Annotated in this window: 11 protein-coding genes; 6 read left to right on the forward strand and 5 right to left on the reverse strand. The window is 64.9% G+C overall.

What is annotated here, in order from left to right; all coding sequences use genetic code 11:
- Positions 1-203: 203 nt before the first annotated feature.
- Complete coding sequence (locus tag BMY84_RS01795) at positions 204-1,019, reverse strand: HpcH/HpaI aldolase/citrate lyase family protein (RefSeq protein WP_093079864.1); 816 nt, start codon at positions 1,017-1,019, stop codon at positions 204-206.
- Positions 1,020-1,114: 95 nt separating this feature from the next.
- On the opposite strand from BMY84_RS01795, the gene BMY84_RS01800 reads away from it, so the two are divergent.
- On the forward strand, positions 1,115-2,089 hold the full coding sequence (locus tag BMY84_RS01800; RefSeq protein WP_093079867.1) for an SPFH domain-containing protein: 975 nt from the start codon (positions 1,115-1,117) through the stop codon (positions 2,087-2,089).
- Positions 2,090-2,243: 154 nt separating this feature from the next.
- Positions 2,244-2,690, forward strand: coding sequence for an NfeD family protein (locus BMY84_RS01805; RefSeq protein ID WP_093079869.1), 447 nt, complete (start codon positions 2,244-2,246; stop codon positions 2,688-2,690).
- Positions 2,691-2,705: 15 nt separating this feature from the next.
- On the opposite strand, the gene BMY84_RS01810 is transcribed toward BMY84_RS01805, so the two are convergent.
- Entirely contained in the window at positions 2,706-3,500 is a 795-nt protein-coding gene (locus tag BMY84_RS01810) for a helix-turn-helix domain-containing protein (RefSeq protein WP_093079871.1), read from the reverse strand.
- Between the two features lie 111 nt (positions 3,501-3,611).
- Between BMY84_RS01810 and BMY84_RS01815 the strand changes: the two genes are divergently transcribed.
- Entirely contained in the window at positions 3,612-4,157 is a 546-nt protein-coding gene (locus BMY84_RS01815; protein ID WP_256215006.1) for a hypothetical protein, read from the forward strand.
- A gap of 87 nt (positions 4,158-4,244) precedes the next feature.
- Complete coding sequence (locus BMY84_RS01820) at positions 4,245-6,080, forward strand: DUF885 domain-containing protein (RefSeq protein WP_093079874.1); 1,836 nt, start codon at positions 4,245-4,247, stop codon at positions 6,078-6,080.
- Between the two features lie 170 nt (positions 6,081-6,250).
- Here BMY84_RS01820 and BMY84_RS01825 read toward each other — a convergent pair whose 3' ends face one another.
- From BMY84_RS01825 to BMY84_RS01835, 3 genes are all read right to left on the reverse strand, one after another.
- Complete coding sequence (locus BMY84_RS01825) at positions 6,251-7,069, reverse strand: ferredoxin--NADP reductase (protein WP_093079877.1); 819 nt, start codon at positions 7,067-7,069, stop codon at positions 6,251-6,253.
- 167 nt (positions 7,070-7,236) lie between these two features.
- Positions 7,237-7,554, reverse strand: a complete 318-nt coding sequence (locus BMY84_RS01830) for a hypothetical protein (protein ID WP_093079880.1) — start codon at positions 7,552-7,554, stop codon at positions 7,237-7,239.
- A gap of 132 nt (positions 7,555-7,686) precedes the next feature.
- On the reverse strand, positions 7,687-9,288 hold the full coding sequence (locus tag BMY84_RS01835) for a phosphoenolpyruvate carboxykinase (protein ID WP_093079883.1): 1,602 nt from the start codon (positions 9,286-9,288) through the stop codon (positions 7,687-7,689).
- A gap of 289 nt (positions 9,289-9,577) precedes the next feature.
- Here BMY84_RS01835 and BMY84_RS01840 point away from each other — a divergent pair, with 289 nt between their 5' ends.
- Together BMY84_RS01840 and BMY84_RS01845 are read left to right on the forward strand one after the other, a co-directional pair.
- Entirely contained in the window at positions 9,578-10,282 is a 705-nt protein-coding gene (locus BMY84_RS01840; RefSeq protein WP_093079886.1) for a response regulator transcription factor, read from the forward strand.
- Entirely contained in the window at positions 10,251-11,846 is a 1,596-nt protein-coding gene (locus BMY84_RS01845; protein ID WP_093079888.1) for a sensor histidine kinase, read from the forward strand. Before BMY84_RS01840 ends, BMY84_RS01845 begins: the two co-directional genes overlap by 32 nt.
- Positions 11,847-11,929 lie beyond the last annotated feature (83 nt).

Here is an 11,929-nt window from a genome sequence, read left to right on the forward strand (position 1 = left end):
GTGTAGCAACATGGCAACATGGGCGCAGCCGCTCGCCCGCGCGGGTTTTCAGGATGCGGATGCGCCAGAAGCGCATTACCAGAGTGGGATGACTTCATATTGAATCGTCATTGCGAGCGCAGCGAAGCAATCCAATGGCGCACCGATGGATTGCTTCGCTGCGCTCGCAATGACGGCGTGGGTCAAGCCAATCTCATCCCCTTCTAAAGGCTCACAGCCTCGGCCCGCGCGATCAGCGCCTGCGCTTCCTCGACATGCATCGTCTCGATCATCCGGCCCTCGAACCGCTCGGCTCCGCCGGTCGCCGCCTCGATCAGGCGGCGCGCGTCGGCCACCGCCTGCGCATCCGGGCCGAACACCTGATTGGCCACCGGCACCTGCGCCGGATGGATCAGCGTCTTCCCGTCAAAGCCCAGCGCATGGCCCTCGGCGCATTCCAGCTCCAGCCCCGTCTCGTCCGCCAGCCGGTTGAACACGCCGTCGAACACCGCGATCCCCGCCGCCCGCGCCGCCAGCACCACCGACTGCATCGCCAGCGACAGGCCCGCCCGCCCGGCCGACGGCGGAATGCCCAGATCCTTGCGCAGATCATTATTCCCCATGAACAGCCCGGCACAGCCTTCCGCCCGCCCAATCTCCACCGCCGCCAGCACGCCCTGCGCACTTTCGATCATCGCGATCACCGGCTTGTGGCACACGCTGAACACATCCTTCACCTGCTTGGGATGCTCCACCTTGGGCAGCACCACATAGTCCGCGCCCGAAGCCTTGACCGCGATCATCTCCACCCCGTGCCAGGGCGTCCCCTCCACATTGATCCGTACCGCGCTCAGCCGTCCGCCAAAGCCTTCGCCCAGCGCTTCGATCGCTCCATCGCGCGCCGTTTCCTTGGCGTCGTCGGGCACCGCATCCTCCAGATCCAGTATCACCATGTCGCACGGCAGGGTCCGCGCCTTGGCGATGGCGCGGGCGTTGGACGCGGGCAGGAACAGCAGCGAACGGGCATGGCGCAGCAACATGAATACTCTCTCCTCGGGCGGGCCATATAACGGGTTTGCCTTTCCCCGTTAAAGATTAGCGCGCATAGTCCAACCCCTAAACGGGAGGCAGGATAATGCTCACGACTTTCGCACTCACGTTGACCGGACTCGTCCTCTTCTACCTCGCCGTCAGCGTGAAGGTAGTGCGGCAGGGCTATCAATATACGATCGAACGCTTCGGCCGTTTCACCGAAGTCGCCAAGCCCGGCCTCAATTTCTACCCCGCCTTCTTCTACGCCGTGGGTCGCAAGATCAACATGATGGAGCAGGTGGTCGATATTCCGGGGCAGGAAATCATCACCAAGGATAATGCCATGGTGTCGGTCGACGGCGTGGTCTTCTTCCAGGTGCTGGACCCGGCCAAGGCCGCCTATGAAGTGTCCGAACTCTATGTCGCGATCATGCAACTCGCCACCACCAACCTGCGCACGGTGATGGGGTCGCTGGACCTCGACGAAACCCTCTCGAAACGCGACGAGATCAACGCCCGTTTGCTCTCCGTGGTCGATCACGCCACCAACGCCTGGGGCATCAAGATCACCCGCGTCGAACTCAAGGACATCCGCCCGCCCGCCGACATCGTCAACGCCATGGGCCGCCAGATGAAGGCGGAACGCGAAAAGCGCGCCAACATCCTCGACGCGGAAGGCGCGCGCGCCGCCGAAATCCTGCGCGCCGAGGGGCAGAAGCAATCGCAGATATTGGAGGCCGAAGGCCGCCGCGAAGCCGCCTTCCGCGACGCCGAAGCCCGCGAACGCGAAGCGGAGGCCGAAGCCAAGGCGACCCAGATGGTGTCGCAGGCCATATCGGAGGGCAATCCGCAGGCGCTCAATTACTTCATCGCGCAAAAATATACCGAAGCCGTCGCCGCCTTCGCGACTTCCCCCAATGCCAAGACCATCCTCTTCCCGGTCGAAGCGACCCAGTTGATCGGCACGCTGGGCGGCATCGGCCAACTGGCAAAGGACGCGCTGGGCACGGAAACTCCGCCACCCCCCGCACCACCCCCTCCGCCAAGGCGCGGCCCCTTCGGCCAGAGTCAGGGATGACGGGGATGCGCTCAACCAATAGCCCCTCCCCTTCAGGGGAGGGGATGGGGGTGGGGGCGTGCCCCACATGCTATGCTTTGAGCATGGCTCCCACCCAAATCCTTGCTCTGAACGAGAGGGGCTTCACGTCCACTTTCCCCCGGAACCCCCACCCATGACCGCCTTCCTCACCCTGCTTCAGGACCATTGGGCCTGGCTCGTCTTCGCCGCGCTGCTCGGCATAGCGGAGGTGCTGATGCCCGGCGTCTTCCTGATCTGGGTCGCGATCGCGGCGGCGCTGACCGGCCTTGTCGCGCTGGCGCTGCCGATCGGCCTGCCCGCGCAACTGCTGCTCTTCGCGGCGCTCAGCGTCCTTGCTGTCTATGCCGGCCGCCGCTGGTATGTGGATAACCCGGTCGCCTCCGCCGATCCCCTGCTCAACGACCGCACCGCCCGGCTGATCGGCCAGACGGTGACGGTGGTGGAGCCGATCAGCGGCGGCGAAGGCCGCGTCAGGGTCGGCGACAGCGTCTGGAGCGCCACCGGCCCTGACGCCCCCGTTGGCAATAGGGTCCGCATCATTGGTGTCGAAGGAACGGTGCTCAAAGTGGAAAGCGCCTGAGCGCCTTCGCGCTACTCACTCCACCAGCACGGCCACCACGACCCAGCCGCCCTTCGCGCGCTCCAGCGATACCGTCTCCACCGCGTCCGGCTTGCTGGCGAAGCTGGTGCGGAACTTCACCACTTCATAGCCATCGGGCGGCGCCGGCAGATTTTGCTGGCTGATCAGCGTCCGCGACAGCGCCATGCCCAGCGGCGCCCGCACCTTTTCCGACACATCGGTCCACAATTTCTGGCTGTTCTGCTTGCGGAACGCCGCGCCGGTCTGTTGATAGGCATCGGCCCAGCGCGCCTGATCCAGCAGTATCAGAAATTGCCGCGCCCTTTCCGTCACTTCGGTTTCGGCGACCGCCTGCGCGGCGACAGGGGCGGCCGACGGCGGCGCGCTCTGGGGCAGGGCGGCGAGAGCCAGCAGGCCAAGGGAAAGCGTCATGATCAATACTCCGATGAGGGTCCAGAGGCGGCCTTGCGTCCGCCCTGCGCCGCTGACTGGCGCGCTGTCCTCCTCGGCCTTGGGGGCAGGCGGGTCTTCCCCGATTTGCCTGTCCCCTACATTATCGTCCCCGACATTATCGGGGGTCGCCAAAACCGCCTCATCCCCTTCCGCTGCCAGCAGCAACCGCGCCGCCTCGCGGCTGCTCGACACCGCCATCTTGCGCCGCGCATCGCGCAGCCGCTCGTTGATCGTATGCACCGATAGGCCCAGGCTCCGCGCGATCGACTTCGCGTCATGGCCCCGACAGATCAGCCGCAGCGTCTGCTTCTCCTTCTCGGTCAGCACTCCAGTATCGATGTTCGCCGGCATGGTCATGGGGTCGGGTCTATGGCCCCCCGCCCCGTTCAGCCACCCCAAAAAATTCGTACCTGCGGCGGGGCGCAGGCCCGCCTGTCCTACAGGCCCCCGCCATGCCACCCTCTTGCCATGACCCAACACCCCGATCCGCTCCACTTCGCCCCCGTCCCCATGCTGCGCCGCCGCGCGCAGGGATGGTGCCCTGACACCCAGCGCGCCTTCATCGATGCGCTGTCCCGCTGCGGCGTGGTCGCACAGGCGGCGCGCAGCGTGGGGCGATCGCCCCGATCGGCCTATCATCTGCGGCGCAGGGCAGGGGCGGACAGTTTCGCCGCCGCCTGGGACTGGGCGCTCGACATGGGGCTGGATGAAAGCCGCGCCCGCGCCATCGCCCTCATCCGTGGCAAGCGCGTCCGGCCGATCGTCCGCCGGGGCGAGGTGGTCGGCCAGCGAACCGACAATGATCCCCGGCTGATGTTCGCCGCGCTCAACGCGCTGGGCGCGGACCAGGATGGCCGCCGCGCCGCCATGCCCCATCGCCAGCGCATGGCGCTGCGCCATGTCATCACCACGCTGATCGACAATGGCCCCTTCTCGCCGGAGGAATGGGCGAGGCTCGTCCCCGCGCTGGCGGCGGTGGCAGGCGCGTCACCCCGCCCTGATGCCTTGTCATAATCTGTCGCATGAAGGAAATTTCATGTCGAAATCTGCGGGAAATATGCGAAGTTAAGGGACAGATTGCCTATCGGAGACCAGCTTCCCATGACGACCTCCCGCCGCGATTTCCTCGTCGCCGGCTCCTCTGCCATCGCCCTGTCTGCGCTCCCCGCGCGCGCCCTTGCCGCCACCGATACGGCGGATGGCCGGGCCGAAGCGATCCTGTCCGACATGGCCGAAGCGATGCTGGCCGATGCGCCCGAAAGTGCCAGCGGCCTTGGCATCGATACCGGCGCCCGCGTCGCGCTCAAAAGCCGTCTGGGCGACAAGACGCCCGCCGGGCAGGCGCAGATCGCCGCCCATGTGAAGGACCGCCTCGCCAAGCTGCGCGCGATCGACCTCAAGCCCCTTTCGCCCGGCGCCCGCACCGATGTCGAAGTCGTGCTGGCATCCCATGAGATGGCGGCGGACGGCTTCGCCTTCCCCTTTGGCGACATGGCGATGATGAACAGCAACTGGTCCTATCGCAACGCGCCCTATGCCGTCGCGCAGAATACCGGTGCCTTTGTCGAGACGCCCGACTTCCTCGACAGCAATCATGCGATCAAGGATGCGGCCGACGCCGACGCCTATCTCGCCCGCCTCCACGCCTATGCCGCGAACCTCAAGGGCGAGACGGAAAGGTTGAAACATGATGCCGGCATCGGCGTCACCGCGCCTGCCTTCCTGCTCGACAAGACGCTGAAGCAGATGGCCACGGTGCAGGCGCAGCCGATCGACCAGTGGGTGCCCGTCGCCTCCATCGCCCGCCGCACCAGGGACATGCCCGGCGACTATGCCGCCAAGGCGCAGCAGATCGTCCGCGACGAAGTCGCCCCCGCGCTCGCCGCGCAGGTCGCCGAACTGCAACGCCACCGCGCCACCGCCACCATGGACGCGGGCGTATGGAAATTGCCGCAGGGCGAGGCCTATTATGACTGGGCGCTGCGGGCCGGCACCACCACCACCCGCTCGCCGGAGGAGGTGCACAAGCTCGGCCTCGAACAACTCGCCGCCCTGCAATCCGAAATGGACCGCCTGCTCAAAAGCCTGGGCATGACGAAGGGCACCGTCGGCGAACGCATGACCGCGATGGGCAAAGACCCGCAATATCTCTTCCCCAATGACGATCAGGGTCGCCAGCAGATCCTGTCCTTCATCGACGGCCGTCTCGCCGACATCCGCACCCGTCTGCCGCGCGCCTTCGCCACCTTGGTCCCGGCCAAGCTGATCGTGAAGCGCGTGCCCGTGGAGATCGAGGCGGGGGCACCCGGCGCCTATGCCGGCCCCGGCACGATCGACGGATCGGTCCCCGGCAACTATTATATCAACCTGCGCGATACCAGCATCTGGCCGCGCTATTCGCTGCCCACCCTCTGCTATCATGAGGGGATACCCGGCCATATCTGGCAGGGCGAATATACCTATAAACTGCCGCTGATCCGCTCCCTCCTCGCCTTCAACGCCTATAGCGAGGGCTGGGCGCTCTATGCCGAACAGCTTGGCGACGAACTGGGCGCCTATGATGGCGATGTCGCCGGGCGGCTGGGCTATCTCCAGTCGATCGCCTATCGCTGCTGCCGCCTCGTGGTCGACACCGGCCTCCACGCCAAGCGCTGGACCCGCGACCATGCCATCCACTGGTTCGCCACCACCAACGGCTCCAGTGTCGAGGATGTGCAGGGCGAAGTGGATCGCTACTGCGCCTGGCCGGGGCAGGCCTGCGGCTACAAGGTCGGCCATGGCGAAATCGTCCGCCTGCGCGAAATGGCGAAAAAGGCGCTGGGCGACAAATTCGACTTCCGCCTCTTCAACGACGCCGTGGTCAAGGGCGGCGGCGTGCCGATGACCGTGCTGGCCAAGAATGTCGATAGCTGGGTCACGGAACGACGGAGCGCCTGACGAACCTTCTCCCCTCCCTGAAAGGGAGGGGCCGGGGGTGGGTAGCCTCCGTAGGAGGCTCGCTACGCTCGCCACCCACCCCTAACCCCTCCCTTTCAGGGAGGGGAATAGTGCACGAAAAAGGCCGGAGGATCGCTCCCCCGGCCTTTCCTATTCGCTTTGCGTCTGTCTTAACCGACAAACGCTCTTTCAATCACGAACTGCCCCGGCGCCGCATTCGACCCTTCGGTGAAGCCCTGCTCCTCGAAATAGGCGCCGAACTGCTTGATCATCTCCATGCTGCCGCACATCATGATCCGGTCCGTCTCGGGATCGAACTTCGCCGACCCCGGCACGCCTTCGAACAGCGCGCCGCTGTCGAGCAGCTTGTCGATACGCTCGCTATGGCCATCGAACGGCTCGCGCGTCACGGTCGGCACATAATGGAACTGCGTCGCGGCCTGTTCGGCGACCAGCGGATCTTCGCTCCACTTGCCTTCCATCTCCTCGCGGAACGCCAGATCGCTCACCCGGCGCACCGAATGGACGACGACGACCTGCTCGTAAAATTCATAGACGTCCGGGTCACGCGGCAGGCTCAGGAACGGCGCCAGGCCGGTGCCGGTCGACAGCATGATGAGCCGCTTGCCCGGCAACAAAGCGTCAGTCACCAGCGTACCGGTCGGCTTGCGGCCAAGGTAGATCTGGTCGCCCGGCTCGATCTTCTGAAGCTTGCTGGTCAGCGGACCATCCTGCACCTTGATCGACAGGAATTCGATTTCCTCGTCCCAGCTTGGGCTGGCGATCGAATAGGCGCGAAGCAGCGGCTTGCCATTATCGCCCTTCAGGCCGATCATGATGAACTCGCCCGACCGGAAACGGAAGGCGGCGGGCCGCGTGATGCGGAAGCTGAACAGATGCTCGTTCCAGTGCTTCACCGACAGCACGGTTTCCACGGAAAGCGCGCCGGTGGGTTCCAGTACCGGCTTTTCGATCGTCACGTCGGTCAAGACCTTATCCTTGCATTGCGCCGGCGCCGCCCGGAGCGGGGCCAGTTGCGGATCATTCGCAATAATATCCTCATCCGCGAATGGCCCGCCCGTACCTCAAAGGCAAGGCCAAAAAAACTATCGAAGCCCAAAGGGCGCCCTTTTGCGGGGCACCCCTTCTGCCTCATTCAACCAAAGAGGCCCTTGGCGATGCCACCCAGTTCATTCAGCGGATTGCCGTCGCCATCGCGGTCGAAAAAGCCGCCCAGCTTGCCCATGATCGCTTCCGGCCCACCGAACGCGCCCAGCAGTTCCTGCAACTTGTCGGCCGACACGCCATGTTCGGCCGCCGTCTCCGCCAGCGCCGTCACGCTCGTCTCGCCCGAACCGATCTTGGCGCTGATTTCGCTGAACAGGCCCTGCATCTGCTCCGGGCTGATGCCGATCTGCGCCGCGATCGCTTCCAGCCCGCCGAACTTGCCGATCATATCTTCGAACATGCCCATTACTCCCGCAAAAGATTGGCCGCCAGAATAGCAGTTTACATCCTTAACCCAAAGCAAAAGAGCCGGGGGATCGCGCCCCCGGCTCCTTGCCGTCACCTGCCCTTACGTCAGGCGATCAAATCAGTCCCGCGATCAGGCGGCGGTCAGCGCCGCGCTGCGGACGCCATCGTCGACATGCGCCTCGAACTGGGCGAAATTGTCCACGAACTGCTTCACCAGCGTCAGCGCGGTCAGGTCATAGGCTTCCTTGTCGGCCCACATGGCGCGCGGGTCGAGGATGGTCGAATCGACGCCATTCACCGCCACCGGCACTTCGAAGCCGAAGTTCGGATCGGTGCGGAATTCGACATCGTTCAGGCTGCCGTCCAGAGCCGCGTTCAGCAACGCGCGCGTCACCTTGATCGGCATGCGCTTGATCCCCGGCATGGTGGCCTTGCCGCCCGCCCAGCCGGTATTGACCAGCCAGCAGGTGACGCCGCCCTTGTTGATCCGCTCCTTGAGCAGATTGCCATAGACGCTGGGGTGGCGCGGCATGAAGGGCGCACCGAAGCAGGTCGAGAAGGTAGCCGTCGGCTCCGTCACGCCGATCTCGGTGCCCGCGACGCGCGCGGTATAGCCGGACAGGAAGTGATACATGGCCTGTTCCGGGGTCAGCCGCGCGATCGGCGGCAGCACGCCATAGGCGTCGGCGGTCAGGAAGATGATATTCTTCGGGACCGGCCCCAGATTCTTCTCCGACGTGTTCGGGATGAAGTCGATCGGGTAGGAACCACGGCTATTTTCGGCCAGCGAGTTGTCGTCCAGGTCGATCGTGCGGGTCTCTTCGTCGATCACGACATTTTCCAGCACCGTGCCGAACCGCTTGGTGGTGGCGAAGATCTCCGGCTCGGCCTCGGCCGACAGGTTGATCATCTTGGCATAGCAGCCGCCTTCGAAGTTGAAGACGGCGGTATCCGACCAGCCATGCTCGTCATCGCCGATCAGCGTGCGGCTGGCATCGGCCGACAGCGTCGTCTTGCCCGTGCCCGACAGGCCGAAGAAGACGGCCGTGTCGCCATTCGCGCCGATATTGGCGGAACAGTGCATCGGCATCACGCCCTTGGTCGGCAGCAGATAGTTGAGGATGCCGAACACCGACTTCTTCATTTCGCCGGCATAGCTGGTGCCGCCGATCAGGATCAGCTTCTCGGTGAAGTTGACCGCGATCACGGTTTCGCTGCGGCTGCCATGGCGCGCCGGGTCGGCGCGGAAAGTCGGCAGGTCGATGATGGTATATTCGGGCGCGAAGCCGGCCAGCTCATCGGCGGTCGGGCGCACCAGCAGGGTGCGGATGAACAGATTGTGCCAGGCGCGCTCGTTGATGACGCGCACATTGACGCGATGTTCGGGCTGCGAACCGCCGAACAGGTCGGCGACATAGAGCGTGTCCTTCTCGCCCAGCGCGTGCAAGAAATCTTCCTTCAGCGCGGCGAAATGTTCCGGCGTCATGCCGCGATTGGTGTCGCCCCACCATACCGTGTCTTCGGTTTCGGCATCCCGGACGATGAACTTGTCCTTGGCGCTGCGGCCAGTGTGCTTGCCGGTCTTCACGACCAGCGGGCCGTCCTTGGACAGGATGCCTTCGCCATTGCGGATCGCTGCCTCGACCAGCGGGGCAGTGCCCAGATTCCAATGCTGAACGGCACGGGTGGAAATGCCCTGATCATCCAGGGTGATAGAGGATTTGGCCTGCACGCCTTTGCTCCTGATATATATTTGCCCTGTCACGCATATTTTCATGTCGCGACCGAATCTAGCCTCTCGGTGTCGCGTCTTTGCGCGACGTCCTCAATGCAGACAACATGGGCATAGGGCTTTGCGTATCGGCCGTCAAATCCGGGTGAAGGAGCCTTCGCGCAGCCGATTGCGCCCACTTTTCGATCCCAAATGTCGCGCGCCCGGCGGCTTGCCCTTCCTTGCAGCGACGGGGCGCATCGTCTAACGCTCTGCCTCACTTTGCCCTGCCTTACTTCCGGGATGCCGCATGACCGCAACCATCGCCCTGGTGGATGACGACAAGAATATCCTGACTTCGGTGTCGATCGCGCTACAGTCCGAAGGCTTCATGACGCGCATCTATTCCGATCCGGAAGGCGCGCTGAAGGCGCTGCTGGAAAACCCCGCCGACCTTGCCGTCTTCGATATCAAGATGCCCCGCATGGACGGATTGGAACTGCTGCGCCGCCTGCGGGAAAAGACGCAGATGCCGGTCATCTTCCTGACGTCCAAGACGGATGAACTGGATGAGGCGCTGGGCCTGGCCATGGGCGCGGACGACTATATCTCCAAACCCTTCTCGCAACGGTTGCTGATCGCGCGCATCCGCGCCATCCTGCGCCGCGCCGAAGTCAGCAAGACGCCCGATGCTCCGGACGAACCGGCAGCCGACCCCATCGTGCGCGGCCGGCTGGAAATGGACCCGGCCCGCCACCGGGTCAAATGGAACGGGCAGGATGTCACCCTGACCGTCACCGAATTTCTGATCCTGGAAACGCTTGCGGCGCGGCCCGGCGTGGTCAAGAACCGCAACCAGTTGATGGACGCCGCCTATCAGGACGACGTCTATGTCGATGACCGCACGATCGACAGCCATATCAAGCGGCTGCGCCGCAAGTTCCGCGAGGTAGACTCCGATTTCAACGCAATCGACACCCTCTATGGCGCCGGATACCGATTCTCCGAGGAGTGAGGACGCGCCGCTCGCGGTGCGCTGGTCGGGGCGGCTGAGCCTCACGCCGCGCATTCTGGCGGTCAACGTCTTCGCGCTCGCCTTGCTGGCGGGCGGCTTCTTCTATCTCGACAGCTATCGCACCCGTATCGTCGACGATCGGCTGGAACAGTCGGCGCGCGAGCTGAAGCTGCTCGCCATTGGCCTGGAAAATGCGCCGGCCGACCGGCAGAATGCGCTGATCGCCGCCTATTCGCGCCAGACCGGCGACCGGGTGCGCCGTTACGCCGCCAATGGCGATCGGATTGCCGACAGTTTCCTGATGGATGCGCCCCGCTACCGGCTGCGCCTGCCTTCGGAGGAGGAATGGCAGCGCCATGTCGCCCGCTTCCTCGACAAGGCAGTCGACCGGATCGTGTCGGCCGACCGCCCCCCCGATTTCGAGGAGCCGGTGGTCGACAAGGCGGATGCCTGGCCCGAACTCATATTGGCGCGCAAGACGCTGCGGCCGCAGGCGATGAACCGCTATGCGCCCGACCGCACCTTCATGATATCGGCGGCCGTCGCGACCCGCGATGGCGGCAGCCTGCTCGCGACCGAAAATGCCCGCGACATCACCCGCACCGTGCGGGCCGAACGGCTGCGCCTGGGCATGGTGCTGGCCGTGGCGGTGCTGGCTTCGGTCCTGCTCTCGCTGTTCCTCGCCCGCACCATCGTCCAGCCGCTCCAGCGTCTGGCCCGCGCCGCCGTGCGCGTCCGCCTCGGCCGCGCCCGCTCGGTCACGGTGCCGCGCCTGCCCGAACGGCGCGACGAGATCGGCATGCTAGCCCGCGCCCTGTCCGACATGAGCCATGCGCTGCGCCAGCGGATCGACGCGACCGACGCCTTCGCCGCCGATGTGTCCCACGAACTCAAGAATCCGATCGCCTCGCTGCGCTCCGCCCTCGATGCGCTCGACCGGGTGGAGCGGCCCGATCTGCGCACGCAGCTCATGGCCATCGCGCAGGATGACGTCCGCCGCCTCGACCGCCTCGTCACCGACATTGCCGAAGCCTCGCGCGTCGATGCCGAATTGTCCCGCACCCATTTCGAACCGATCGACCTGGGCCTGCTGATCGAAAAGATGGTGATCGCCCGCGAAGCGCGCGGCGTGCCGCGCAGCGTCCGCCTTGCCTTCGCCCGCCCGCGCAAGGATGTCGCGGTGGTGCTGGGCGAGGAGGGGCGGCTCATCCGCGTGCTCGACAATCTGATCGACAATGCCATCTCCTTCTCGCCCGACGGCGGCCTCGTCCAGATCATCGCCACCGTTGCCGATGACGAAGTGCTGGTCAGTGTTGAGGATGAAGGCCCCGGCGTTCCCCTGTCCGAACGCGAACATATTTTCCGTCGCTTCCACAGCGTCCGGCCGGAAGGGGAGACGTTCGGCAAGCATTCGGGTCTTGGCCTCGCCATCGCCCGCTCCATCGTGGAGGGGCATCAGGGCAAGATCGCGATCGGCGACCGCGAGGACGAACAAAATGGCGCCCGCTTCGTGGTCCGCCTGCCCATGGCCGTCGCCCGCGATCCGGGCATCGTGTCGGAATAGCGGCGGGGCATCTGCCTGCTATCAGGCAAAAAAGCGTGAATTTCAGATTCATTAGCAATTTTATTGCCCGCAACTCACCGCTT

This window comes from Sphingobium sp. AP50 (assembly GCF_900109095.1).
Lineage (GTDB): Bacteria > Pseudomonadota > Alphaproteobacteria > Sphingomonadales > Sphingomonadaceae > Sphingobium.

Bases quoted from the DNA above. Each gene is read 5' to 3' on its own strand.
- BMY84_RS01845 (WP_093079888.1), top strand. From the start codon at position 10,251: ATGGCGCCGGATACCGATTCTCCGAGGAGTGAGGACGCGCCGCTCGCG.
- BMY84_RS01820 (WP_093079874.1), top strand. From the start codon at position 4,245: ATGACGACCTCCCGCCGCGATTTCCTCGTCGCCGGCTCCTCTGCCATC.
- BMY84_RS01795 (WP_093079864.1), bottom strand. From the start codon at position 1,019: ATGTTGCTGCGCCATGCCCGTTCGCTGCTGTTCCTGCCCGCGTCCAAC.
- BMY84_RS01840 (WP_093079886.1), top strand. From the start codon at position 9,578: ATGACCGCAACCATCGCCCTGGTGGATGACGACAAGAATATCCTGACT.
- BMY84_RS01810 (WP_093079871.1), bottom strand. From the start codon at position 3,500: ATGACCATGCCGGCGAACATCGATACTGGAGTGCTGACCGAGAAGGAG.
- BMY84_RS01800 (WP_093079867.1), top strand. From the start codon at position 1,115: ATGCTCACGACTTTCGCACTCACGTTGACCGGACTCGTCCTCTTCTAC.
- BMY84_RS01805 (WP_093079869.1), top strand. From the start codon at position 2,244: ATGACCGCCTTCCTCACCCTGCTTCAGGACCATTGGGCCTGGCTCGTC.
- BMY84_RS01830 (WP_093079880.1), bottom strand. From the start codon at position 7,554: ATGGGCATGTTCGAAGATATGATCGGCAAGTTCGGCGGGCTGGAAGCG.
- BMY84_RS01815 (WP_256215006.1), top strand. From the start codon at position 3,612: ATGACCCAACACCCCGATCCGCTCCACTTCGCCCCCGTCCCCATGCTG.